29 protein-coding genes are annotated in these 21,307 nt (G+C 57.7%); 3 read left to right on the top strand and 26 right to left on the bottom strand.

Features of this window, described 5'->3' with window-relative positions; genetic code table 11:
• Window position 1: 1 nt before the first annotated feature.
• The 5 genes from BFQ00_RS07060 to BFQ00_RS27750 all read right to left on the bottom strand — a co-directional run bounded on the left by BFQ00_RS07060 (window position 2) and on the right by BFQ00_RS27750 (window position 1,691).
• A complete protein-coding gene (locus tag BFQ00_RS07060) occupies window positions 2–247 on the bottom strand; it encodes a hypothetical protein (protein ID WP_065932303.1) in 246 nt (81 codons plus the stop codon).
• A gap of 70 nt (window positions 248–317) precedes the next feature.
• Window positions 318–692: a hypothetical protein gene (locus BFQ00_RS07055; RefSeq protein WP_065932302.1), complete on the bottom strand. Its 375-nt coding sequence runs from the start codon at window positions 690–692 to the stop codon at window positions 318–320.
• A complete protein-coding gene (locus BFQ00_RS07050) occupies window positions 689–991 on the bottom strand; it encodes an ogr/Delta-like zinc finger family protein (protein ID WP_065932301.1) in 303 nt (100 codons plus the stop codon). Before BFQ00_RS07050 ends, BFQ00_RS07055 begins: the two co-directional genes overlap by 4 nt.
• Window positions 991–1,461 (bottom strand): YmfL family putative regulatory protein, encoded by a 471-nt coding sequence (locus BFQ00_RS07045; protein ID WP_065932300.1) that lies wholly within the window; start codon window positions 1,459–1,461, stop codon window positions 991–993. Before BFQ00_RS07045 ends, BFQ00_RS07050 begins: the two co-directional genes overlap by 1 nt.
• A 29-nt stretch (window positions 1,462–1,490) precedes the next feature.
• Window positions 1,491–1,691: a DNA-binding protein gene (locus BFQ00_RS27750; protein ID WP_017477234.1), complete on the bottom strand. Its 201-nt coding sequence runs from the start codon at window positions 1,689–1,691 to the stop codon at window positions 1,491–1,493.
• 21 nt (window positions 1,692–1,712) lie between these two features.
• Here BFQ00_RS27750 and BFQ00_RS07040 point away from each other — a divergent pair, with 21 nt between their 5' ends.
• Both BFQ00_RS07040 and BFQ00_RS07035 read left to right on the top strand, forming a co-directional pair.
• Window positions 1,713–2,135 (top strand): XRE family transcriptional regulator, encoded by a 423-nt coding sequence (locus tag BFQ00_RS07040; RefSeq protein ID WP_371914179.1) that lies wholly within the window; start codon window positions 1,713–1,715, stop codon window positions 2,133–2,135.
• 563 nt (window positions 2,136–2,698) lie between these two features.
• Window positions 2,699–4,096 carry a KAP family P-loop NTPase fold protein gene (locus BFQ00_RS07035; RefSeq protein ID WP_065932299.1) on the top strand — a complete coding sequence of 466 codons (1,398 nt, stop codon included), beginning with the start codon at window positions 2,699–2,701 and terminating at the stop codon, window positions 4,094–4,096.
• Here the strand turns inward: BFQ00_RS07035 and BFQ00_RS07030 are convergent.
• From BFQ00_RS07030 to BFQ00_RS06975, 13 genes are all read right to left on the bottom strand, one after another.
• A complete protein-coding gene (locus tag BFQ00_RS07030) occupies window positions 4,093–5,391 on the bottom strand; it encodes a phage late control D family protein (RefSeq protein WP_065932298.1) in 1,299 nt (432 codons plus the stop codon). The two genes, BFQ00_RS07035 and BFQ00_RS07030, sit on opposite strands and share 4 nt — an antisense overlap.
• Entirely contained in the window at window positions 5,388–5,828 is a 441-nt protein-coding gene (locus tag BFQ00_RS07025; protein WP_065932297.1) for a phage tail protein, read from the bottom strand. Before BFQ00_RS07025 ends, BFQ00_RS07030 begins: the two co-directional genes overlap by 4 nt.
• Before the next feature lie 5 nt (window positions 5,829–5,833).
• Window positions 5,834–9,271: a phage tail tape measure protein gene (locus BFQ00_RS07020; RefSeq protein ID WP_065932296.1), complete on the bottom strand. Its 3,438-nt coding sequence runs from the start codon at window positions 9,269–9,271 to the stop codon at window positions 5,834–5,836.
• The gene (locus BFQ00_RS27745) at window positions 9,261–9,380 is read right to left on the bottom strand and encodes a GpE family phage tail protein (RefSeq protein ID WP_082430453.1); all 120 of its coding nucleotides are present in this window, start codon (window positions 9,378–9,380) and stop codon (window positions 9,261–9,263) included. The genes BFQ00_RS07020 and BFQ00_RS27745 overlap by 11 nt, the downstream gene beginning before the upstream one ends.
• An 8-nt stretch (window positions 9,381–9,388) precedes the next feature.
• Complete coding sequence (locus BFQ00_RS07015) at window positions 9,389–9,724, bottom strand: phage tail assembly protein (RefSeq protein WP_065932295.1); 336 nt, start codon at window positions 9,722–9,724, stop codon at window positions 9,389–9,391.
• A 49-nt stretch (window positions 9,725–9,773) separates the two neighbouring features.
• Window positions 9,774–10,289 carry a phage major tail tube protein gene (locus BFQ00_RS07010; protein WP_065932294.1) on the bottom strand — a complete coding sequence of 172 codons (516 nt, stop codon included), beginning with the start codon at window positions 10,287–10,289 and terminating at the stop codon, window positions 9,774–9,776.
• Window positions 10,290–10,346: 57 nt separating this feature from the next.
• A complete protein-coding gene (locus BFQ00_RS07005; protein WP_065932293.1) occupies window positions 10,347–11,516 on the bottom strand; it encodes a phage tail sheath protein in 1,170 nt (389 codons plus the stop codon).
• 99 nt (window positions 11,517–11,615) lie between these two features.
• Window positions 11,616–12,173 carry a hypothetical protein gene (locus tag BFQ00_RS07000; protein WP_065932292.1) on the bottom strand — a complete coding sequence of 186 codons (558 nt, stop codon included), beginning with the start codon at window positions 12,171–12,173 and terminating at the stop codon, window positions 11,616–11,618.
• Between the two features lie 10 nt (window positions 12,174–12,183).
• Entirely contained in the window at window positions 12,184–14,475 is a 2,292-nt protein-coding gene (locus tag BFQ00_RS29935; RefSeq protein ID WP_256535306.1) for a phage tail protein, read from the bottom strand.
• On the bottom strand, window positions 14,472–15,089 hold the full coding sequence (locus tag BFQ00_RS06990) for a phage tail protein I (RefSeq protein WP_065932291.1): 618 nt from the start codon (window positions 15,087–15,089) through the stop codon (window positions 14,472–14,474). Before BFQ00_RS06990 ends, BFQ00_RS29935 begins: the two co-directional genes overlap by 4 nt.
• Entirely contained in the window at window positions 15,089–16,000 is a 912-nt protein-coding gene (locus BFQ00_RS06985; protein WP_065932290.1) for a baseplate assembly protein, read from the bottom strand. The genes BFQ00_RS06990 and BFQ00_RS06985 overlap by 1 nt, the downstream gene beginning before the upstream one ends.
• Window positions 15,997–16,341 (bottom strand): GPW/gp25 family protein, encoded by a 345-nt coding sequence (locus BFQ00_RS06980; protein WP_014717558.1) that lies wholly within the window; start codon window positions 16,339–16,341, stop codon window positions 15,997–15,999. The genes BFQ00_RS06985 and BFQ00_RS06980 overlap by 4 nt, the downstream gene beginning before the upstream one ends.
• Complete coding sequence (locus BFQ00_RS06975; RefSeq protein WP_065932289.1) at window positions 16,338–16,916, bottom strand: phage baseplate assembly protein V; 579 nt, start codon at window positions 16,914–16,916, stop codon at window positions 16,338–16,340. The genes BFQ00_RS06980 and BFQ00_RS06975 overlap by 4 nt, the downstream gene beginning before the upstream one ends.
• A 121-nt stretch (window positions 16,917–17,037) precedes the next feature.
• Here BFQ00_RS06975 and BFQ00_RS28980 point away from each other — a divergent pair, with 121 nt between their 5' ends.
• Window positions 17,038–18,135, top strand: a complete 1,098-nt coding sequence (locus tag BFQ00_RS28980; protein ID WP_139114956.1) for a hypothetical protein — start codon at window positions 17,038–17,040, stop codon at window positions 18,133–18,135.
• 27 nt (window positions 18,136–18,162) lie between these two features.
• Here the strand turns inward: BFQ00_RS28980 and BFQ00_RS06970 are convergent, their stop codons facing one another.
• From BFQ00_RS06970 to BFQ00_RS06940, 8 genes are read right to left on the bottom strand one after another with little or no spacing between them, the layout of a single operon-like run.
• Window positions 18,163–18,621 carry a phage virion morphogenesis protein gene (locus tag BFQ00_RS06970; RefSeq protein WP_065932288.1) on the bottom strand — a complete coding sequence of 153 codons (459 nt, stop codon included), beginning with the start codon at window positions 18,619–18,621 and terminating at the stop codon, window positions 18,163–18,165.
• Window positions 18,611–19,093: a phage tail protein gene (locus BFQ00_RS06965; protein WP_065932287.1), complete on the bottom strand. Its 483-nt coding sequence runs from the start codon at window positions 19,091–19,093 to the stop codon at window positions 18,611–18,613. The genes BFQ00_RS06970 and BFQ00_RS06965 overlap by 11 nt, the downstream gene beginning before the upstream one ends.
• Window positions 19,090–19,284 carry an Rz1-like lysis system protein LysC gene (gene lysC / locus BFQ00_RS29795; RefSeq protein ID WP_256535305.1) on the bottom strand — a complete coding sequence of 65 codons (195 nt, stop codon included), beginning with the start codon at window positions 19,282–19,284 and terminating at the stop codon, window positions 19,090–19,092. Before lysC ends, BFQ00_RS06965 begins: the two co-directional genes overlap by 4 nt.
• On the bottom strand, window positions 19,190–19,633 hold the full coding sequence (gene lysB, locus BFQ00_RS29930; protein ID WP_065932286.1) for an Rz-like lysis system protein LysB: 444 nt from the start codon (window positions 19,631–19,633) through the stop codon (window positions 19,190–19,192). Before lysB ends, lysC begins: the two co-directional genes overlap by 95 nt.
• Window positions 19,630–19,833, bottom strand: a complete 204-nt coding sequence (locus BFQ00_RS06955; protein WP_057704552.1) for a hypothetical protein — start codon at window positions 19,831–19,833, stop codon at window positions 19,630–19,632. Before BFQ00_RS06955 ends, lysB begins: the two co-directional genes overlap by 4 nt.
• The gene (locus BFQ00_RS06950; protein WP_065932285.1) at window positions 19,830–20,675 is read right to left on the bottom strand and encodes an N-acetylmuramidase domain-containing protein; all 846 of its coding nucleotides are present in this window, start codon (window positions 20,673–20,675) and stop codon (window positions 19,830–19,832) included. Before BFQ00_RS06950 ends, BFQ00_RS06955 begins: the two co-directional genes overlap by 4 nt.
• Complete coding sequence (locus BFQ00_RS06945) at window positions 20,672–20,950, bottom strand: phage holin family protein (RefSeq protein WP_065932284.1); 279 nt, start codon at window positions 20,948–20,950, stop codon at window positions 20,672–20,674. Before BFQ00_RS06945 ends, BFQ00_RS06950 begins: the two co-directional genes overlap by 4 nt.
• Before the next feature lies 1 nt (window position 20,951).
• Window positions 20,952–21,305 carry a putative holin gene (locus BFQ00_RS06940; protein WP_019818195.1) on the bottom strand — a complete coding sequence of 118 codons (354 nt, stop codon included), beginning with the start codon at window positions 21,303–21,305 and terminating at the stop codon, window positions 20,952–20,954.
• Window positions 21,306–21,307 lie beyond the last annotated feature (2 nt).

Raw genomic sequence — 21,307 nt, 5'->3', positions numbered from 1 at the left:
ATCACTGCACATGCTCCGCAGCCGTAACAACGAGCTGTTTTTTCAGCTCGGTGCGCGTCTTGCAGATGCCTGCCAGGTAGGGCAAGTCCTCGAGCACCTTCGGCGCTCGCTGGCCACTTGGCACGTTCCGGTACCGGTCGGAGTACCAAATATCAGCCATGGTGACTTCGTACTGACTGGTCAACCACAACAGGTAGTGCTGCGCCTGTTGTTCGTCCAGCTCCAGTTTTATGGTGATTTTGCTCATTTCGGCCACCAGTAAGTTGCAAATTTCCCCTACCCACGCGGTGCGGGCATCTAGTAGGGAGGGTTTTGGTTTAGTGCGGGAGGTTGCGAGTCAGCAGCAGGCGTGTAGGGAGTAGGCGTGCTGAAACGCGATGTCGCTGTTGAGTGCAGTTGTCGAGCAGCAAGATCGCCGGCCGGAAGGGGCCGCTTGTGGGATGAATCCCAAGCCAGGCCACACGCTTGCAGGTCATGCTTTCAAACTCGGCCACCGCCAGCTCAGCAATGCGCTGCACCAGGTGCGTCGGCACCTCAAGCGACTGAGTCAAATACCGGGAGCAGTTCTCTAACAGCTGGCCGTCGCCGGCGAGATGTTCGCAACGGTGACGGTAGAGGTAGGCCACAGCCGCTTGTTGCATTGCGGCTCGGTAGTCACTGGCGGGGTTGTTAGTCAGGGCGATGGTGTTCATACAGGTGCGGCCTCCATTTCCAGTTGTTCCAGCAGATCGGGTTGATCGTTTTTCGCCTTGAGGTTCTGACGTGCAAGTAGTCGAACCTTTGTGGGAGCCATGGGCAGAACCGTCAGGGGATGCTCTATGCCCGACGGGCTGAGCTGATACTCCCAAACCAACGAGCCGGAGAAGGTGGCACCGCACAGCAAATTGGTGCATTCCGAGTACATCGAGCGGAAGCAGGGTGTCTGCCCCTCGGAGGTACGGATGCGCATGGAACTGTTGCAGCAAGGGCACACCAGCTTGTATGTACTCACTAAACGGCTCCCTGGCTGTAAAGCTGGATGGTTGCAAACACTTCGGCGTATCGGGCTGACATGTACGTGATCAGGGCGGCGACAATCGCGTCGGCCTCACGTTTTTCGATAACCCCGTCATCTAGCGCCGCAGCCATGATCTGATCGACCTTGCCCCGCTGAGCCGACGCTTTGAGCGAGCGGCTGTACAACTCGACGTTGTCTAGGGTGTCCGGGAGGCTCAGGGGCACGAACATGCCGCCGTACATGGAGGCGATGTAGTCGGCAAGGTAGGTAGTGCCTGCGGTCTGTTCGAGGCGGTGAATGTGTTCGTCCGTCAGTGGGCGACTGCCCGCGTTCTCGTAGGCCTGGTTATCGAATTTCTTAAGCGGCATACCGAGGTCGGCGGCGGCGTACATCCGACCGCCAGGGTAGGCGCCGATGACCGCCATAACGACGCTCTTTCTGCTGTCTAGAACTGGGCGTTTCATCTTCTGGTTTCCCCTTGGAGCCAGAGGCCCTAGTTTGTGATCTGGCCGTCTTTGATCCCGAGCAATACAGCTGCTCGATGCGCTTCTCCCCGACGACCTTTTTTACGGCCGTTTAGCAAGTCGCTGACCAGATTTTTGTTCAAGCCATGTTGGCGGCTAAATTCGGCAATGCTTTTACCCTCGCGATCAAGAACCGCGCGGGCTTGCTCGGGGGTCTGTAGGGCATGCATAGTGTTCGTCCGTGTTTAATCGTGTTCGACGAAAAGGATTCTTGGGCAGATTTCTGTTCAAGTCAACTTATATTGATCAAAAAATTGCTCATCTCTCCAGGTGTCGGTGAACGCTTGCGCGAAGAACGCGAACGGTTGGGCAAAAACCAGACCGACTTTGGCGTCTCCGCAGGGGTCAGTCGTGGTACTCAAAAAGCATATGAATTAGGGGCAAGCTCCCCCGACATACGCTATCTGTCCGGCCTCCAAGAGCTTGGAGTGGACGTTTATTACGTGCTGACTGGCTCGCAGGCTGAAGCCAACCTCAACAACTTGACCGAGGTCGAATCGGCTGTATTGGAAAACCTGCGCCGTATGCCAGAAGGTGACCGAAATGTGCTACTGCGGACCGCGGCGGCATTCGCGAGTGCGGCGGGCTTGGAAGGTAACAAGAAGCCCGATTAAGGTTTGCAGCCAGCGAAGTGGTTTGGATATGCCGACCATGACGGTCGGTTAACCAATGGTGAGCTGCGTCTAGATGATCCAGAGCCCAGTTTCAATTAGCATTACGTCGCTAGGGGCACCGGCAACTTTCAAGGCTGGGCTGAGAACCGTGTGTACATGACGCTGCCATCTCTCGAAACCTCGCAATGATGTTACTGCTACAGATATTTTTTCACCGGGGTCCGATGACACGGCAAAATGTGTTGGAAATTAGCTGTTCCATGGGGATCTGTCGCGGCGCCACCTAGGCGCCGAGTCCTCATTGCGTGTAAGAGGAGTATTCGCATGATGGAGAACAGCGTTGTATCGGAGAACAAGGTGGCGGCTGCAGATTCAAACTGCCTTAGCGATCTGGAGGTGAGACTGCTGGTAATGTTCAGAATCGTCAGTACTCAAAGGCAGCTAGATATATTGCGGTTATTAGAGGTTTTCACTCAAGCAACAGAGTGATAACGTCTATTCTTGGAATAGTGTCGGGTTCGTAAGTTTCATAATCTTTGTTTTTATGGAAAAGGAGATAGGGAATGCATGAAGAACATGACGTTTGGGCTGACGATTTTATGGGTCGCAAGCCAAGTTGTGAATTTCTCACAAAATATTTGCTCGCTAACGAGCATGTTAAAGTGCTAAATGTCAACTCACCTTGGGGGTCAGGGAAAACGTTTTTTTTAGAACGTTGGAAGGCAGATTTAAGTAAGGAGCACGTATGTGTTCTGTTTAACGCGTGGGAGACTGATTATTCCGCTGAGCCATTATTAGCTTTGGTAACATGTATTGAGCAGCAGACTAAAGATGAGCTTGATATTACAAGTTATGAGGCTGGCCGGCGTGCAGTTGATGTAGGTGCTGGTATTTTAAAGAAAGCAATGCCTTTAATTGCGAAGGGGCTGGTAAGAAAATACGTTGGTGTTGATCTTGATGAGTTGATTGGGGATGGAAGTGGGGATGACGCTGCGGATTCTGCGAGCGATTTGGTAACCTCCCTCATAACAGATCAGGCTAACACGGCTCGACAGGTAGACGAGTTTAAGGCGGCAGTGATAGAAAGGCTATCTTCTGCTGCGCAGAATAATGGGCTAAATAAACCTGCATTTATATTCATTGACGAACTCGATCGGTGTCGTCCGACATATGCGATTGAGTTACTTGAGCGTATCAAACATTTTTTTGAGTTAAAAGATTGTAGGTTTATTATTGCCTCCGACTCCAAACAGCTTGCTCATTCAATACGTGCGGTGTACGGGCAGGGTTTTGCTTCCGAGCAGTACCTGAACCGATTTTTTGACGCGGAGTTTAGTTTAGATAACAGCGATATTTTTTCCTTGGTGCATCGTAGTCTACCAGATATCCGTTCTTTAAACTTGGAGGTAAATATCACAGGGCGTGTTGGGCGAAGCCACTTTGATGATGTTGAAGTATATGAACCCAGAAAGCATACTGTAACTAGTAAGATGCCGGGTTTTACGGAGAATCAACTTTTCGTAGTAGGGTTGTGTAAGTACTTCAAAGTAGAATTGAGGGAGCTGGAAAATTATATAAAGCAGATTAAAAGTGCTGCGGATACTCTTGGGGGGGATGTGCATTTCTTTTGGTTAGCATACTTGGTTTTCTTTAAAGCATCGAAGGCTGAGCAATATCACGACTTAAGGTTTCCAGATAAGTGGCGTACAGCGGTAGCATCCTTTGATAGTACTCGTGGCAGCATGGTTACATTCTCCTTTTCTGTGGAGCTGCCTTCAATTCCTGATATGGCTCTCTTCTATTTGACGATGTTAAATGCTGATGCTAAGGAGCTGCGAGTGTTATCTACTCAGTTGCCAAGTTGGAGGTCGACTGTATATTATTCTCTTATAAATGGCGATGCGATTTCTAGGTTGAGCAGGTATAGAGATGTTGTAGAATTGGCTCATAGATTAAGTTAGTAAACTACGTTTTCACTTGCCGGGGGTTGTACCTCGGCATTTTTAACTTTATTCCATTCGCGATCTACTGCTCGTTTGGCCGTTTTGTCAGTTGCATACAGCCAGCGCAACCGCCTCGGCCTCGTCTGATCCCCCGCAGTAATCGTCTTCTCTTTCCCGGTTTTCTGATCGCGGTAGTAGGCGATGATCCCCGTGTAATCCCCCTTGTTCTCTTCTGCCAAGTCTTCAACATTGTCCTCGGGCAGCTTACTTTCCAGCTCCAGGCTGACGGTATAGCCGCTGTTCGGGCTCAGGCTGTGCTGCACATTGCCGCCGTACCAGATGATCTCGTCGATCTCATCCTTAACTCCCTGCAGTGTGTAGGTCAGTTCGGGGATGAGATCCGGCCGGCCCATCGCGAGCGTGTAGCTGAGCGTGGCGCTGCCGCGCTGCAGGCGTCGGAATTCAGCTCTCGCGGCCCTGAGCGCAGACTGCTGGTCGCTGTAGGTGTGGCGAAGGTCTTTGAGATTGTCACCGCCGCCGGCAATCGCCTCCTGTTTCTTGGCGCTGTGCACGTCGTAAAAATATGCGCGCACACCGTCGTAGCTGTCGCGATCTGCCTGCAAGTAGCGGTGCTGGTCGCCGTCGGCACGGGTGAGGGTAATGTGGGGCAGGGGAAGCCCGCTCGCCGTCTTGCCGCCGCCGGCGGGGATGCACAGCAGACACCCGGCCTTCACGCTGGCCACCGCGTCGAATTCTTCGCCCAAGCGGGTAATCAGGTTGGCATCCGATTCGTTGGCCTGGTCAAGCTGCAAGATCGGCAGCGCACCGAGTGCACCGGGCACAGTCGACGTGAGGTTGTTTCCCATGGCGATGTCGCCGATTACCTTGCCCAGCGTGGTATTGCTCCAGCTGCGCTCGCGTTTGGTCTTCAGTCCTTTGCGCAGATCTGCCGATCGAGCGCGAATGCTGAGCACATCCGGCGTGCCGGTGTGTTCCGTCTCGTCGACGGTGTAGGTGCCTTTGTCGACCAGGCCGGTGTCGCTCCACCCCAACCATAAACGTAGCACCGCGCCCTTGGGCGGTATCGACAGCAGACCGTCATGGTCGCTCAGCGTAATAGTGAGCTGGTCGGCCTCGACGCCACGGTTGTCTGTGAGCTCGAGGTTCATCAGCCGCGGGCTCACCTTCATGGCGATATCGTTGCCGTCCACCGTGAGACGGAAGGCAGGGACAGGGTAGGCGGCATCCCGAACGAAGCGTTCCGCCGTGTTCACCAGGTAACCGGTGACTTTGGACAGCGCGGCCTCTATCACAACAGCCCCCGCAGAATGCTGAGCCCGGTACTGGTCGCGGCGCCGAGCAGGTCGATACGGTCATCGTCGGTACGCTTGAGCGTAAGTGTGAACTCGATGCGCTGTGGCGTGCCGTCTCTGAAAAATACAGTTTTGGTCTCGCTCAGGCTTTCGATAACCCACAACCCGTATATCCGGCCAGTGCCTTCAACCATCGGCCAGGCCTTGCCGGTGTTTGCCATCAAACGCAGAGCGTCCAGGCTGAGCACGCTGCCAGCCAGTTCCGGGAGGATGATGCCGGGGAGGGTGATGGTGTCGTCCCCACGGCCGACAAACTGCAGTGCGGGTGACGCCCCGACTCGGCTGTTGCTGGCATGTCGCCAATTGGTTTGGCGCTGCAGCTCCTGGTAAGCGAGAGTTGATAGGCTGAACACGAACATGCCGAGGCTGAGCATCATGGTGATTAATCCCGGTCCGATAACTTGCTGCGCTGACGGGCGCGTTTCTCGTTTTCAATCTTGTTGAGCATGGCGCGCAGACTTTTCTCTATGGCTTGCATGTCCATGCCAGGGGCCGCTGCGATGGTGATTTGGTAGGTGTCGTGGCTGTCGTAAACCGTCGAAGTGCCCGCGCTGCTGATCGGAGGACGATCATCGACCGCTAACGCCGGCATGGCCGTCGCGGTGAGGGCCAGGGTACCGGCCGCAGTCAGTTGCTTGCCCATGTTTGACAACGCGTTGAGCGGCCCCTTTTGTCCGCCCTCCAGGCCCTTTGTCAGCCCTTCCATGGTGAAACCGCCCAGCTCAGCGAACACCCGCGACGGGCTGTGGATGCCCAACTTTTCCTTGAACCATCCGATGCTGGAGTCGCCGATGGAACTGATAGCCCCCTTCACAGCACCGAGCCCGGCCGTCAAGCCGTTGACCAGGCCGTTGACGATCATGCCCCCGAACTCTGTGAACTTCCCAGGTAGCTCTACGCCGAAGTAGTTCATGGCCCCGGCGAACGCCTGGTAGAACAAGCCAAGCGGACTGAAGTTGGTGATCAATTGCAGGATGCCGGCGAGGCCCTGGTCAAAGCTGGCTTTGATGGTGGTCCACACGTTGACTGCGCCGGTGGCAATCGAGCCGATGCTTTGCAGCAGTGTCATGATCATGTTGCCGATGGCGGCACCGAAGCGCTGGCCCATCGACTGCGCGGCGCCGCCAACGTCTTCCACCGGCTTTAATAGGTCGCTGAACCAACTGATTACACCACTGATACCGGAAGAGATCATGTTGAACAGCGGGCGGACGATGCTGCCCAGCAGGCGCAGCGCGAAACCGATAACCGGAATGGAGTAGGCGGCTTTCGCCAGGCTGATCAGCAAGCCGCCGAACTTACCGAACCCGGAAAGGACCGGCTGCAGGGCTTCAGTGATCCCCTGCCAGAAGCCGAGGAAGAACCCTTTAATCGGCTTCCAGTACTTGTAAATCAGCAACGCGGCGGCGACCAGGCCCGCGACAGCGGCGATCAGCCACCCGACCGGGGTTGCCAGAATGGCCGCACCGACCGCGCTGATTGCGCCGCTGAGCATTGGCAACACGCTGACCGCCGCAAGCCGCGCGGAACTGATCAGCGTAGGGATGACGCTTACCATGCCGCCGGCGGCTCTGCTGGCCGTGACGGTTTTCCAGATCCTCCCCATCCGACCGACTTCTACACCGGCGCCTGCGGCCGCAACGCGGGTACCGATCAACTGTGCCTTGATGCTGCCCAGACGGATGCCGAACATCGCCATCCCATAACGCAGCACAGCGAAGGGGCCAAGCATGCTTGCCATGGTCAATGCCAATGTGCCGAATACCACGGCTGCGAGCGCTACAGCTGCAACGACTTTGACCAGGCCCCCGGCCAACTTAGGATTCTCCCTGGCCCAGGCTCCAACGCCGTTGGCAAGCTCGCCCAGCGTATTGATCAGCCCCTTGAGCTCGGGAGCGACTGCTGCGCCGAACTCGGCCATGGCGTTGGTGAAGCTGCCCTCGGCCGCTTCCATGACGTTGGTGAGCGTGCCGAGCTGCTCGTTGACGCGAGTACGCAGGTCGGCCTGGCTCTGCAGCTTCTGTTGCACCTCCTGATATCCGGCCAGCCCCTTGTTCATCATGGTGTTCAAGGTGGTCATGGTTTCGGCGTCGTCACCGAACAGCTTGGAGATCACGGCGGTGCGGTCGGTGTCATTCAGGACCTTGAGCTTTTCCACCTGTGCGTACAGGTTCTCCAGCCCCGCGAAGTTTCCGTCGTCGTTGGTGAACTTCAGCGAGATGCCCTTGTTGGCACCCGCTGCAATTTTGTTGGCTTTGTCGACTTTGTCTTGATCGAGACCCGCCTGAAAGATTTTGCGGAAGGAGTTGCCCGCCGCGCTTCCGTCCATACCTGCTTGATCCATCATGATCAGCAGAGGCGCCAATTCCTTCGCTGCATCGAGTCCGGACTTCTTTATAGTGTCCATGACGGGGGCGATTTTACTGAAGCCCTGAAGCATTTTGTCTGGATCCAACCCCGCATAGAATCCGCGCTGGATGGTATCCATCAGACTCATCATGTATTTCTCGCCGGTGCGCGTGGCGTCCTGCATCTTGGCGGCGAATTCCGCTGCCTCTGTCGCTCCCATATTCAGCTGCACACCCAGGTACGCAGCCGCTTCACCAGTGCCTCCCAGGATGCTCTTAGCACTCAGGCCCTGGCGCCGAAGCATCGTCATCATGTTCTGGAAGTCGGCCGTGGTACCCGGCAGTCGGTCGCCCAGCTTGGTGGCCAGGTCCGTGATCTTCTGGAAGTCGGCAGAAACCTTGCCGGTGTCGTCCATCATCGACACTTTGAGCTGCGTGGCAGAGTCCTCATTCGGGGCAAAGGCTTTGATTGCCGACACGACGGGGCGGCTGGCGGCGTAGCCCGCGCCAAGGCTAGCGGCGCCGGATACAGCAACACTGCCAGCCAGGCTCTGGGTTTTGTCGTAGGCGGCACGCGCTTTCGCCAGGCTGTCCTGCTTTCGCTTCAACGCATCCAGGTGGTCCATCTGCAATTTCATGGCCTGGGTGGCGGTGTCGATATCGCGCTTGAGCTTCAGCTCGTGCGCGCCCAGGGCATTGGTGTTGATGCCGGCGTTTTTGAGGTGCACGCCGAGTTTGGCAAGTTTCACTTGCTGCTGGCCGTACTGCTCGCCCAAGCGTTTCGACTCGGCGGTGTGCTGTTTCAGCAGCGCGAGCTGGTCCTTGAACGGGCTTTCCAGGCGGCGGATCTCGTCGCGCAGACTGGCATGGCCCGCACGACTGGTGCGCAGCTGCGCGTTGTTGAGTGTGAACCGGTCAGCCAGGGCCTTTTCCTTGGCTGCGAGCTGGTCCAGCTGGGTCTTGCGCTCCCGCTGTGCGGCTGTGAGGCGGGTGTATTCGTCGTGCTGCGCTCGGGTCAGGGCATTGCCCTTTTGCATCACCGTATTGAGCGCGGCGATCTGGCTGGCTGATTGGCGGTGTTCGTCGCTCATCAACCCCAGGGCATTGCGTATCCCGGTGAGTTCGCGCTTGAGGTCCGTCTGACTGGTTTTGAGCGCGTCGACCTTCTGCCGGGACTTGTCGAACAGCGCCTGAGTCGGCGCGAGCTGCTGCCGGACTTTGGCCGTTTCGCGGGCGAGTTCGCCTACCTTGGTGTTGTTGGCGGCGAGCGCCTCGGATGTTGCGCGGGTTGCGGCCTGCAGTTCACGCCATGCGCCGACGTCACGTTGCTGTGTGTTGAGTTCCTTCAGGCGGTCGCGAGCGGCTTTGAGGGCGCGGGCGGTTTCCTTGCTACCGCCCGTGATTTTGTTCAGCGGACCTGTGGCTTTGTCGATGGCGCTGAGCAGCACCTGAAGTCTCAGATCATTCGCCATCGTTGGAACTCCGCACCCTGGCGCGCTCGCGCCAGTCCATCAGGTCTTGCAGGCCCAACTGATCCATATCAGCCGGTGCCCAGTGAAAAACCACGGCCAGATCGGCCATGGCGTCCTCTACGCGACGAGGGATGCATCCGTCTTCGCCGACTTCTGCAACAAAAAACCAGAGATTTTGCTGCTCAGGGCCAGCAGGTCGGCAGGGTCCATGCCGGCGACTTCGATGGCGGTGAGGCTCGGCGAGCTGATGCGCGGCAGAACCTTGATCAGACTGCCGACATCCATCTGAAGCAGCTCCACCAGGCTCACGCCGCGCAGCTCACCGGAGTTCGGCTTGCGCAGGGTAATGATCTCGATGCTGGTGGTGCCACGACGGATCGGCGTGTCGAGGGTGACGGTATTATCGTCGGCCAGCTGCTGCACGTCGGGCTGTTCGATGGTTTCTTTCTTCATGGGAGTTGCTCCTGGTAATTAAAGGGTGAGTCTCGATCGAGCGGGCGGGTCAGATGCCCATGCCGGTGCGGTGCTTCTCCAGCATGTCCACGCCGTTGACCTTCTCGACAAAGTTGAGCAGGTCGATTTCGATGATTTCTTCGCCATCCACGGTCAGCTTGTAGTAGCTGCAGGTGGTGGTCATGGAATGCTCTGTGTCTTCACCGGGCTGGGCGTCACCCATCTCGATGGTTTCGTGTCGACCGCGCACGACCACTTCCACATTGCTGACTTCGCCCGTGTCGTCCTGCTGATACGGGCCAGAGAATCGCAGGGCCACGCTGGAGGCGTTGACCGCGCCGAACTGGCGCAGAGAGATCAGATCGAGGCCGCCGGTCTTCCATTCGAACTGAATGCCGTCGTCGGACATGCCCAGGTCAGCCTTGACCGGGCCATTCATGCCGCCGCCGCGATAGGCTTCCATCTTGCGGCCGAGGGAGGGCAGGGTGAGAGACTTCACCAAGCCGAGGTAGCTGTTGCCGTCATTGAACAGATTGAGGTTTTTGAGTTTGCGTGGCATTGCCATGGCGGTGTTCTCCGGGATACGGGGTCAGGGTGAACTCCCCTTGCGGGGAGGCCCGGTTTAGCTGTTGATGCCCTTGGCGAAGTCGATCAGGTAACGGTCGGTGATTCGCTGGCGGAAAGTGAGGTCTTCAAGGGGCGGAACGGGGGTGTAGTCGTAATCAACCCACAGCTTGCCGTCCTTGAGGGTGTCCTTGGTGTTGACGTCGTCGGGATACCAGCAGCTGCCGCCGATTAGATAGCCCTGGGACTTCAGCTCGCGCATCTTGGCGTTCACGCCTTCGACCAGGTCGCGTACCAGGGAGGCGTGCATGGGCCTGTCGATAGCCCACATGTGCGCTTCGCCCATGGTGTCCGCGATGATTTGTGCGGTGCGGGTGTAGTTTTCGAAGGCGAACAACGGGTCATCGCTGCAGGTGCGGCTACCCCAGAAGCGGAAGCCGTTGGCGTTGATCAGGGTGGTGACGTCGTTGCTGTTCAGGTAGTTGGCGTCCGTGGCCGGGTTTTGCAGGTCCCAGAACACGTCGGCGCTGATACCGGTCACGCCGCTGACGGCCACGTTGGACAGGGTTTTATGCCAGCCTGTCTCCTGATCGATCTTGGCGCGCAGGCCCAGTGCACGGGCCACAGCCGAGGCCGTGGTGGTCTTGTTGGCGACGGTGTCCCAGTTCTGGAAGTCCGGCCAAATCACCATCATTTCGCGGGCGCCGAAGTTCGCGCGATAAGCGACCACCTCTTCCTTGGTCTTGCAGCCCCAGGCGCTGACGTAGGCAAAGGCGCGGAGGTCTTTGGCGATGGCGCCGAGTGCGGTGGCCACCGGCAAACTGTCCAGGCCAGGCACGCCGAGGATGCGCGGGGCCATGCCCACGCGAGACTTGGAGGCGAGTAGGGCTTTCATGCCGGTGTACTGGCCGGTCGGTGTGGTGCCGCCGATCAGGGCGCTGGTAGTGGCCGCTTCGTCGGCACCTTCTTTGACCCGCACAACGATGACATAGGGCTTGGTCTGGTCGGCGATGCCTTGCAGGCTCGCGGCCAGGGTGCCCTTAACGCCGGCTTTGCCGACGGCAGTCTGCACGTTGGTGATCAGGACGGGCGTGTCCAGAGGGAAAACGAGTGGGTCCGCATCTTCAGCCGTGCAAACCATGCCGATAACTGCGGTGGGAATAGTGCGAATGGGGCGGGTGCCGTCGTTGAGTTCGATGACCCGCACGCCGTGGAGATAATCGGCCATGGGTTGGTGCCTGCGCTGTGATGGAATGACAGTGCAGAGGTTGCCGCGCGCGCGACCTCTGGGCGAGAGGTCGGCGTTGTAGAGGGGCTGGCTACAAGCTCAGCTGATGTTCGCGATCACTTGGTCCATTGCCGCCGTGATTTGCTTAGCGAGTTCCAGCGCGGCCTGGCCTTGCAAGGCGCTGACTTCATACTTTCGCATGCGAAGCGCTGCCAGTTGTGCGAAGGCGTCAGCCAGCGCGTCTGACTGGCTGAGAATGCGATCAGTGGCTGGGCGGGTTTCAAGCCCTGTAGCGCTGGCGAAAGACGTGATCCAAATGCCGGGTTCTCCAGTGTAGCCAGCATCCCGATAGGCCCTGGCCGCTGCGGAGCGTTCGCGATACTCCACTTCGAAGCGGTTCAAGTAGGTGTACTGGTTGGCGGCATAATCATCCATGCGTTTGATGATTTCTGCGACGTCAGGAATCATCGGTGGTGGATCACTGAGGTAGGGAACGCCCTCATCATCCGCCAGGATGACCTTGCGGTCTGACTGCCCCATCAGCAACTCCTGATGGCGCTCATGAGTAATGGGTTTTGCATCCGGCGGAATTTGACTCAGCGGATGCAGCTCGCTGTCGTAAAAACCTTTCTTCTCCGCACTGTAAAAAACGGTCATAGATAAGTCCTCAGTAGCCGTATGAGACCCAGCGGGCAGCCACGGTGTTGTTTGCCCAAGGACCTCCATTGGAGACCATCGATTGGGTGAACAGGTTGAAGTAGTTGGGAAAAATGTCACCAACGTAGGCGTGGTCGATGTCGCCTGTTGAGTTGTAGGCGCACGCCACGGTGCATAGGTTGGCGTTTAGGTAGGTGGTCGGAAGGATGATTGATGTGCCTGTACTCTGGTCACCGTTGACAGCAAAGCCCCACTGACGAATCACCCCGCTCGGCGACCTCTCCCAGCCATTGATCGATTTCAGGCTGGCGAAATGGGTCATCTTGTCCAGCACCGCCGAACCCTGAACAAACCAGTCACTTGGCCCTATACAGGTGAAAATCGCCTCAGCGCCGCCAGGGATGACCACGGTAGGAAGAACTGAGCCACCAATCTGGACGTTATCGGTTCCAGCACGATTGATGCTGACATTGTTCGGCGACAGGTTCTGAATCTGGACCTTTGCCCCTACCGGAAGCGCTGAGGCCGCAGGCAACGTCAGTGCTTGGTTTAAAGCCGATCCATAGAAGTAAGTGAGTCTTCCCGCCACTGACGGAGGAAGAGCAGCACTTGCCGTATAGGCGCTGACGCCGCCGAACTGGTTACCTGCCCGTCGCACGAAGGCCGTGGTAGCGAGCTGGTTGGAGTCGTCAAACTGAATTGCCATCGGTGCAGTAGGGGTGCCGGTGAGTGCCGGGTTGGCAAGCGGTGCTTTCAGCGACAGGTAGTAGTTCATGGTCGCGGCGAAGTTGGGGTCGTTCCCCAGCGCTGTGGCCAGCTCGTTCAGTGTATCCAGCGCACCAGGTGCGGCGTTCACCAGCGCGGCCACCGCCGCCGCGACGAAGGCTGTCGTCGCGATTTGAGAGTTGTTCACGGCCAGGGCCGGTGTAGGCGCCGTGGGAACGCCGGTCAACGCTGGCGAGTTCAATGGCGCGCGGCTTGTGTCGGTAGGGTGCCGGTGGTCTTCGCGAGACTTTTTAACCGACACACCTGGTGCCGGTACGCCGTCCATCAATGGCGACAAGCTACCGCGCTCCGCTGCTAACTCCTGCTGAACGAATTCGGCATTGGTGAGCTGGCCGTTAGATGTTCCGACCGGAAGTGTCGGTAGCCCATTCATACGGTGCAGCGCACCGGTTCCCTGGGCAAACCACTCGTAATTACTGACGCAGGTGAATTCCAGCTCACTGCCTGGATACAGCATAAGCGTATCGATCAAGCCGCCGACGCCGCCGATCTGGATGGTGTCGGTCCCGGCCTTCGCCATGGTGATCGGAACGTTGGACACGTTCTGTACGTTGATCGTGGCGCCTACCGGAAGCGCTGCGGCGCTGGGCAAGTTCAGTGTCTGGCCGGCTTCTGTGCCGTAGTAGTAGATCATCTTGCCGGCCTCGGCGGGAACGATGGCGCCACCGGTGTTGCGCGGCGACGTGCCGCTGTAGCCAGTGGTGACATTTTGGAATAGCAGCGGTGTAGTGCCCAATACCAGTGGCGCGTCAGTCACCAGTTTCCAAAGGGTATCCGCCTGTTTTTCACCCAGCTCGACGGTGACGGTCAGCCCTGGGGTGACATCCGCGTTGCTATCGGCGTCCCGCGCTCGCGTCCAGGCGCCGGCGGCGACGAGGTAGATGCCGTTGTCCTTGCCTTGTATCTGGTCTTTGACCAGCACCCGATCACCGACTTGTACCGCTACCCCATCCAGCATTTTTGTACCGGAAAGGGTGATCGGGACGGTGGTTGCAGCACGTACGCTGTTTTTTCCGTCGAGCTTGTCCAGTTCCTCGGCAATGCGGGTGTCGACAAACTCCCGGGTTGCGAGCACTACAGCCGGGTCAATCTTCAACTGAACATTGGCCGTGCTGGTGACGATGATATTCAATCGAACAATTTGGGTTTTGCCGGTGCCTTGGTTCAGCAATGGCTTGAAGCTGGGGGCGCAGTTGGCAACGGCGACCAGATCCCCGTCGACGTCATAAAGGCCAATTTCCCTGATCCACCAGCCGCCGACGTCAGGCGGAATGACCTGCTCTGCTACGATAACGCTGGCGTTTGCCGGGTCCACCTTGACCTGGTTAAGCGGCGCGCGGCGGCGCTCATTGATCAAGCGGGTTTGAGTCCGATTTGGGATCGGCTCGGTGCCGTTGGCGTCGCCCACGCCCATTTGAGCGAATGTCCACGCAACGCCCAGTGCGTCAGCGTTGGCTTGTTTGGCTTCGCCCACGGCCGTGAGGATGGCAAAGAACTGGCTGTTTTGGTCGGTCATGGGTAAACGTCCAGGGTTTCGATTTGATGGTCACGGCCGACATGGCCGAAGGTGCCGGTTACTTCGATGTCGCGAAGGATCGGCGGGTAAATGTCGATTTCGTCGCCTTCGTAAAGGCCTGCTGCAAGGTTCATCACACCAGTGGTGGCAAGCGTGATTGCCAGTCCGGTCAAGTGCCGGGTCACCGGCTTGGCGTCGTCAACCAGCCAAGTGAGTTCCCGATACATCTCTTCGGTAATACCGGTGTCCAACACCCCAACTTTGATGGCGAACGTTCCTGGCACGCCCTCGGGCATGGTTTGCCACCACTCCAGCACCTCGATCAGGTAGCCCAGGGGCTCGACCACCCGACGCAGGGCGCCGATGGTGCCTTTGCGCGAGTGGATGTAGTGGGATGAACGAATGGCTGCGCGTTTCGAAGCCTCTGTCCACTTGCTGTCCCAGCGATCAACCGAGAAAGCCCAGGCCAGATAGGGCAACAGGTCGACGGGGCATTCGTCCGGGTTGCAGAGCTGTCGCAAAGGAATAGGGACGCGCTGGATCTGCGCGAGCGCCTGCGCCGCCTGACGTTCCAGCGGCGTAGCGTTTCCCGGTAGCAGCTGCTGCACACCCATCACTCAACGCCTCGGCCTAATGTGATGCCGGTGCAATAGGGCGCTTGAGCCTTGGTCGCGACGATGTCTACCCAGCCTTCCAGTTCGACTTTTCGCACGCCTTCGACGTGGAGCGCGGCATGCAGAGCCGATTCCGAGACCTCCATGCCCAACCGGCGCCGTTGATGAACGTAGGCCAGCAGCCGCTTTTCTGCAGCAGCCAAGATAGGTTCCGACTCCGGGCCGCTCGACAGCAAATAGAGTTTGGCCTTGACCTGGTAATTCAGGATCTGCGCACCCTGAACGATGAGACGGTCGGCTACCGGCCGGCGGTCATCGTCGCTCAGGTAAGCGTTGACGACGGCAAGCAGCTCGGGTGGCGCCGTGCCATCGCCTAGCAATGACTGAACCGTGACCACGGCGACGGCAGGCGAGGGGCTTTCGGCGGTGGCGTCGGCTACCCGGCCGTCCGCTGCCCTGGCGTGGAAGATGTAGCTGTTGCGCGGGCCTGCGGTACTCAAGCCTTCCCAGGCCATCTGCGCACGTTCGCGCAGGCTGTCATCGCTTTCCATCAACGTAGGGATAGGCGGCACGGCATTGGCTTTGCCTTGCTGAATCACCAGGCGCTTGACGTTGAAGTTGCCGGCCAGCTGTTCCAGGTCAGTGCCTCGCGCGGTGGCGAGCAGGTTGGCAAGCGATGCTTCGTTGACTCGCTGACGCCATACGGTTTCGCGGTAGGTGTTTTCCTGCAGTAGCTTGGTGAGCGGCTCCGACTCTATCTCCAGGCGCGCCGCGATCTGGGCCTGCTCGTCGGCCGGCCAGAGGCTGATCATGTAAGCCTTTCGCTCGGCCAGGATCTGTTCGAAGTCGATCTGCTCGACGATCTGCGGCGGCGGCAGTTGGCTGAGGTCGATGGCGGCGAAACTGTTCATACACTGCCTCCCAGCTGCAGCGGCACGCTGAGGCTCAACGGCTCATTGGTATCCACCACAGTGCCCTCCAGATCGATCGAGGCCTGGCCCTGCATGTTTGCTCCCGCGAACTGCACACGGCTCAGGCTGATGCGGGTTTCCCAGCGCATAAGGGCCATGACCGTGGCTGCATAAACGCGCAAACGGTTGACGTCGTTGAAGGGGTGATCCACCAGCTCGGGCACCAAGCTGCCGTATTCGCGGCGCATTACACGCGTGCCAATGCGGGTGGTCAGAATGTCGGTGATCGCCTGACTGATGTGCTCGCGCTCGCTGATGGCTCCGCCGGTATGTCGGTTCATGATGGGATGGGCACCCCAGATTGATCGCTGCCTTGCTTAACGCCAGAGGTCAGGTGATTTACCAGGCTTACCTTTGCCGCGACGACGTCTTCCGAAACGTCGACTCGGCCGGTGACGGTTTGATTCCCGGTCTGGATGTAGTCGCCTTTGTGTGTGATATCGCCGACCAGGTTGATGCCGCCGGTGCTGATTAGATTGGTGGTGCCACCGTCGGCCAGTGTGGCGTTGAGGTGGTGGGCCACGCTGTCGTACTCGATCACCGTGCCGTCCGCGTAGGTACGACGGTGCAGGCCTTCGCGGTTGCCGTTGGCGGGGATGTGGTCACTGAATACGCCTGTCACGGCTATCCCGTTGGCGAGCTGCCCGGATGGGCTGAGCAGGATCACCTGTTCGCCGATAGTGGGCGGGTCCCATTCACGGTCTGCTCCGGCGCGCCACGCAAGCCAAGGTAGCCAGGCGGTGGTCAGCTTTCCGGTCGTTACCTGCACGCGCGGCGGCTCCATCTGCACGGCGGCGATGACGCCGAAGCGGATGAGGTTTTCGAGCAGGCGGGAGAGGGCGGCGAGATCGTTCATGGCGTCGATGGTGGAACCTCGCGGGCGTGAACGCAGCCTAGATAGCTTGTAAGATGTCCTACTACAAGTGAACAATATTTTTCATGTGCAGAATAAGTAATCACTTCAAGGAGGAATAAGGATGCCTAGTTCGAGATTTTGTGTTTTTTGCGGAAATGTCCCGGAGTCAAAAAATAGAGAGCATGTATTACCTCAATGGCTTCTGGGTTTGACAGGTGATCCTAAGAGAGTCGTGAACTTTGGAGTCGATTATCGAACTGGAAAGACTGTCCGGTTTGCATGGCAGTCTTTGGTTATGCCGGCTTGTGAGGCTTGCAACATTGAGTTTTCGAAACTTGAGTTCAATGTAAAGCCAATTATTGAAAAAATACTTGATAGGGCTGAAGTATCAGTCCCTCAGTATGGTGTTCTTTTAGATTGGCTGGATAAAGTGCGTGTAGGGCTATGGCTGAATTATCATGTTCTTCAGGGTAATCCGATGGATATTGATCCATCTTTTTACATTAAGTCAAGGCTTCGGCAAAAAGATAGATTTTTGGCAGTTTATCCTATAGCTGAAAATAGCAAAGGTCTAAATGCTCACGGGGTTGAGACCTTAGCCTTTCATCGTGAGCCCTCTGCCTTCTGCTTGAGAATTAACAATGTACACATTTTAAATTGCTCTAGTGACTATTTGTTTTCTAGTCGATGCGGGTTTCCTTATCCTACTAATATTAGATTTAATATAGATGGTGAAAATAGAGGAAGAATTCAGCTTGGTGATTTTAAGGCAACTAAGAAAGTTAGGTCTCCTATTTTTCGATTTTCTTTGTTCAAACCCTCGATATATTTGTTTCAACCTATAGTTCAAGTCGGGGTTGATATGGGTGATGGTGCTGGAGAACTGGAATTTGATAGCGGAGTTGTAGAGTATCTTAAAGAAAATACTGATGTAGAAACTGGGTTTAAGGTTGGGAGGATTTTTCGACAGTATCAAGATCGTGTTTTAAAGCTTGATGATGTTAGTGCAGTGGTGGGTTTTGATGAAGTTAAAGGTGCTGATCGCGTTTCTGTAGCACGTATTGTTGCACAAGTTTATGAGCTACAGCTCTACCTACGTACTTTATGTGTGCCAATAGCTGACTCGCAGCAGGAAAGGTCTGATTGGGAGGCTGGTGAAAAATTAATCAGGCTTGAATGCAAGAGAAAAATTAAAAACTGTTTATCGAGTCGCTCCTAACGATTGAGGTTTGAGGCTAGGGATGAGTTATACGGACAAATAGTCGATCAATCCATCGCGGATCAAATCGAGGTCAGCGTCGGTAAAGCCAAGAACCTCTCGCTGATCGTATTGGACCTGAGGTGCGTTACGCTGCGCGCGATCCTTCAACCCGTACTGGTGAACCCTGGCGATGCGGGAGATCCGGCCGGTAAATCCCACCGTCACGGCGTTGCTGGCGCCTCGGGCCTTCATATAGGTCGCGGTACGCAGCTTTTTGAACATCTCAACCTTACGCCGGATACGGCCTTGCTTGCCGCGCAAGTCCCGCTTTTTCCGGGGTGCGAACTTGCTGCCATCCGGGTTTTGCTGCGTCTGCACCCGCTTCTGCTGACTACGTCGCAGGTCTTGAGCGATGGAGCGGGCGAGTTTATTGCGGGCGCCTGGCTGCAGTTGCTCCAGCAGGCCGGACGCCCAGGTCTCAAGCGCTTCCAGCTTATTTGTCATCGGGAAACATCCATTCGCTGGCGTTGCCTTGGGAACCCGGTATCCAATTCGGATCGAGATAACCAGCCACTCGTTGTGGCTCACCCACATGACGGACAATGGTTTTACCTTGCTCATCCGTGCCTACCACCACCCGTTCGGTCAGGCGCAATGTAAGGCCCAGATCCACTTTTTCTTTATCAAGAATGTCGGCTTCGAACTGAATACCGGTCTGCATTTTTTCGTAGTTTTCGAGCAGCTCCGGTTGGTTGATGCTGATCCACCCCAATACGGGCAGCATCACGCTGTCAGGGTGACCCGCGAAGGCGGTCAAGATAATCTGCAGATCGTAGCTGTACTCAAAAGAAAGGGTCGCCGCAGCGGTGCAGCGCACCTTGCCGTTGTCGATGAAGATCAGCAACAGGTCGGGGTTGTGCTTCAAGTCGGCAACGGTGGCCAGCAGGTGAGCGCGCAGGCTTTCGTGCTTGTTCATGGGTGGGCCTGCTGGTGTTTGTAGACCATGTCGACTTGGGCTGCGCACTCGGCCCAGGCGGCTTCGACGCGGTCTTGGTCGGTCAACTGGTTGCCATTAACGAGCGGGCTTGTCGCCGGCAGCTGGCACGGTACCACGGCCGGACAGCCAGTCACGGTAAGCTGCGGCGCCTGTGAGGGCGGGGCGTTCACGCAGCCGGCGAGCAGCGTCAGGGAGAGGCCGAGCAGCCCAGTCGCGTAGTTCGTCGTTTTCACGTTTCAGTTCCTCTATGGTTCGTGCGCGCTTTGCCAGGGCCTGGCGCAGTTGGTCCTGCTGGGCGCGCAGAGCGGACTGGCTTTCGCGTTCCTGCAGCAGGGTGGTGGTGAGAGTGTTGACGGTGGTCAGGTTACGGTTCGCGTCTTCGCGGGCTGTTCTGGCGGCGTCACTTGCCCGCGCGGCTTTGCCCTCGGCGGCGTCTATGCGCTGTTGCTGGCCCCAGATCAGCAGCACCAGGGCACCGAGCAGCGCAATGCCGTACAGAGCCTGGCGCAGGGTGCTCACGCCCGGTACCAGCCGAGTTTGTTCATGGCAGCGGTGTCGAGCTGTTTAATCGGGCCGCGTACGATTACTGCCCTTGCGTTGTTCATCAGCTGGATGCACTCGGCCAGCCGCACCATGTCTTCCTGTTCGGTCGATTCCGGCACCACCAAAAGGTCACCGTCCTGCACCCTGAGTTTTTGAACCGCTTCGAAGTCGATCATGCCGCCACCCCTTTCCCGCACTCGCAGTTGGCGTGCCGCTCGTACGCTCGCTGAAGCTTGGTGTCGTAAAGGTTCCGCAGATAGTCCGGCCCGTTGTAGAGACGGGCGAACTCGGCCCATTTGCGGGCCTTCAGGGCCTTGTGCAGCGTCGGGTCCGTCTCGATGAAGCAGGTGAAGGCGTCGAATTGCTGCGATTCGCCGGCGCTCATTGCTGCCACAAATTCCTTCACGCTGGCGTAGCCAAGACGTTGCCAGTGGTAACCCATGATTTGAAAGGCGCCCCAGGACGCCGATTCCAGTGCGGCCGTGTCGTCGATCTGGCGGGCCATGGCCAGGCGTTGGTGCTCGGCGGTACCGCCGATGTAACCACCGGCCTTCGGGTTGACCAGGGCGGGATTGGTCGCAGCGAGTTCATCGGCGTGACGCTTGATCTGCGCCGGGTCATCACCGTTGTGTCGAACCTTCGCGAGCTGGCGGTACATGACGTGCCGTTCGAACAGGATCACCGGCTTGCCGTTTTCCAGGAAGCCTTTGCCCTTCGATTCCACTTCGTTGACGGCGTAGATAGTCGCCAGCGGCACGCCGAGGCGTTCAGCAGCGGTTATCAGGTCGTGGTTGCGCAGCAGTTGGGCACAGTCGCCGCCTGCCAGGCTGGATTGGGTCTTGGTGCCGGCAACGCCATCGGCTACCAAGCCAACTTTCAACTGGTAGGCGCGTACGGCGATCTCGGTGGCGTCACCGTAGTGGCCGTCCGGCACCAGGTTGGCACCGTACCTGTTGAGGTTCTTTTGCAGAATAAGCACCGCCTGCGAGCGGTCGCCGTGGCGAAGGGTGGTGGTCATGCACTGGGCCTCAACAGGGCGGCGACGTTGCCGCGTGAACGGAAAATCAGGATGCAGAGCAGCACGATGGCTGCGGCCTGGCCGAAGCTCGTCGGCTGACGGTCCAGTAGGATTTCCAGACCGCAGATGCAGAGCACTCCGCCAAACAGGCTTGCCAGCAGGGAGATGCTGCGCCGGTACCGCGCATCCCCTCGGGTGTAACAGGCCAGGCGCAGAGCGCTCAGCAAGTAGGCGATTGCCGCGATCAACTGCACGGCCAGTTCGATGTTCGGCATATCAGGTGCCCCCTCGGATGCGACGCCAGATGTCCCAGATATCCGCCTTTTCCACCCACACCATCAGTTTGATGCTGATCGGGATGACCACCAGGGCACAGAGGAAAGCGCTACCGCCGCTGGTGATGAACGGGATTGCTTGCAAGGCCATGGGGGCGAACAGGTAGCCCACCCCGGCCGATAGGAACAGAGAGCCCAGGCGCTGCCAAACCTTGAGGTCGCGCTTGGTGCTGGTGACCAGCCAAGCGCCGAGGATGGCGCCGAACAGCGCCCCGTCGTCGATGACTGGCGTAACGCTCGCCAGGCCCAAGCCAATGAGCAGGCCGGACACAACGCTGGAAGTCGGATCAGCCATGG

Origin of the sequence: Pseudomonas sp. 28 E 9, assembly GCF_900004785.1 — a bacterium.
Classification (GTDB): Bacteria; Pseudomonadota; Gammaproteobacteria; order Pseudomonadales; family Pseudomonadaceae; genus Aquipseudomonas; species Aquipseudomonas orientalis_A.
The sequence above is the reverse complement of the archived record's forward strand: the minus strand, read 5'-3'. Positions and strand labels throughout refer to the sequence as shown.

Coding starts and splice junctions, on each gene's coding strand:
- BFQ00_RS07060 (WP_065932303.1), bottom strand. CDS start 247: ATGAGCAAAATCACCATAAAACTGGAGCTGGACGAACAACAGGCGCAG.
- BFQ00_RS07055 (WP_065932302.1), bottom strand. CDS start 692: ATGAACACCATCGCCCTGACTAACAACCCCGCCAGTGACTACCGAGCC.
- BFQ00_RS07045 (WP_065932300.1), bottom strand. CDS start 1,461: ATGAAACGCCCAGTTCTAGACAGCAGAAAGAGCGTCGTTATGGCGGTC.
- BFQ00_RS27750 (WP_017477234.1), bottom strand. CDS start 1,691: ATGCATGCCCTACAGACCCCCGAGCAAGCCCGCGCGGTTCTTGATCGC.
- BFQ00_RS07035 (WP_065932299.1), top strand. CDS start 2,699: ATGCATGAAGAACATGACGTTTGGGCTGACGATTTTATGGGTCGCAAG.
- BFQ00_RS07025 (WP_065932297.1), bottom strand. CDS start 5,828: ATGATGCTCAGCCTCGGCATGTTCGTGTTCAGCCTATCAACTCTCGCT.
- BFQ00_RS07020 (WP_065932296.1), bottom strand. CDS start 9,271: ATGGCGAATGATCTGAGACTTCAGGTGCTGCTCAGCGCCATCGACAAA.
- BFQ00_RS27745 (WP_082430453.1), bottom strand. CDS start 9,380: ATGGCCGATCTGGCCGTGGTTTTTCACTGGGCACCGGCTGATATGGAT.
- BFQ00_RS07015 (WP_065932295.1), bottom strand. CDS start 9,724: ATGAAGAAAGAAACCATCGAACAGCCCGACGTGCAGCAGCTGGCCGAC.
- BFQ00_RS07010 (WP_065932294.1), bottom strand. CDS start 10,289: ATGGCAATGCCACGCAAACTCAAAAACCTCAATCTGTTCAATGACGGC.
- BFQ00_RS07005 (WP_065932293.1), bottom strand. CDS start 11,516: ATGGCCGATTATCTCCACGGCGTGCGGGTCATCGAACTCAACGACGGC.
- BFQ00_RS07000 (WP_065932292.1), bottom strand. CDS start 12,173: ATGACCGTTTTTTACAGTGCGGAGAAGAAAGGTTTTTACGACAGCGAG.
- BFQ00_RS29935 (WP_256535306.1), bottom strand. CDS start 14,475: ATGACCGACCAAAACAGCCAGTTCTTTGCCATCCTCACGGCCGTGGGC.
- BFQ00_RS06990 (WP_065932291.1), bottom strand. CDS start 15,089: ATGGGTGTGCAGCAGCTGCTACCGGGAAACGCTACGCCGCTGGAACGT.
- BFQ00_RS06985 (WP_065932290.1), bottom strand. CDS start 16,000: ATGAACAGTTTCGCCGCCATCGACCTCAGCCAACTGCCGCCGCCGCAG.
- BFQ00_RS06980 (WP_014717558.1), bottom strand. CDS start 16,341: ATGAACCGACATACCGGCGGAGCCATCAGCGAGCGCGAGCACATCAGT.
- BFQ00_RS06975 (WP_065932289.1), bottom strand. CDS start 16,916: ATGAACGATCTCGCCGCCCTCTCCCGCCTGCTCGAAAACCTCATCCGC.
- BFQ00_RS28980 (WP_139114956.1), top strand. CDS start 17,038: ATGCCTAGTTCGAGATTTTGTGTTTTTTGCGGAAATGTCCCGGAGTCA.
- BFQ00_RS06970 (WP_065932288.1), bottom strand. CDS start 18,621: ATGACAAATAAGCTGGAAGCGCTTGAGACCTGGGCGTCCGGCCTGCTG.
- BFQ00_RS06965 (WP_065932287.1), bottom strand. CDS start 19,093: ATGAACAAGCACGAAAGCCTGCGCGCTCACCTGCTGGCCACCGTTGCC.
- BFQ00_RS06955 (WP_057704552.1), bottom strand. CDS start 19,833: ATGATCGACTTCGAAGCGGTTCAAAAACTCAGGGTGCAGGACGGTGAC.
- BFQ00_RS06950 (WP_065932285.1), bottom strand. CDS start 20,675: ATGACCACCACCCTTCGCCACGGCGACCGCTCGCAGGCGGTGCTTATT.
- BFQ00_RS06945 (WP_065932284.1), bottom strand. CDS start 20,950: ATGCCGAACATCGAACTGGCCGTGCAGTTGATCGCGGCAATCGCCTAC.
- BFQ00_RS06940 (WP_019818195.1), bottom strand. CDS start 21,305: ATGGCTGATCCGACTTCCAGCGTTGTGTCCGGCCTGCTCATTGGCTTG.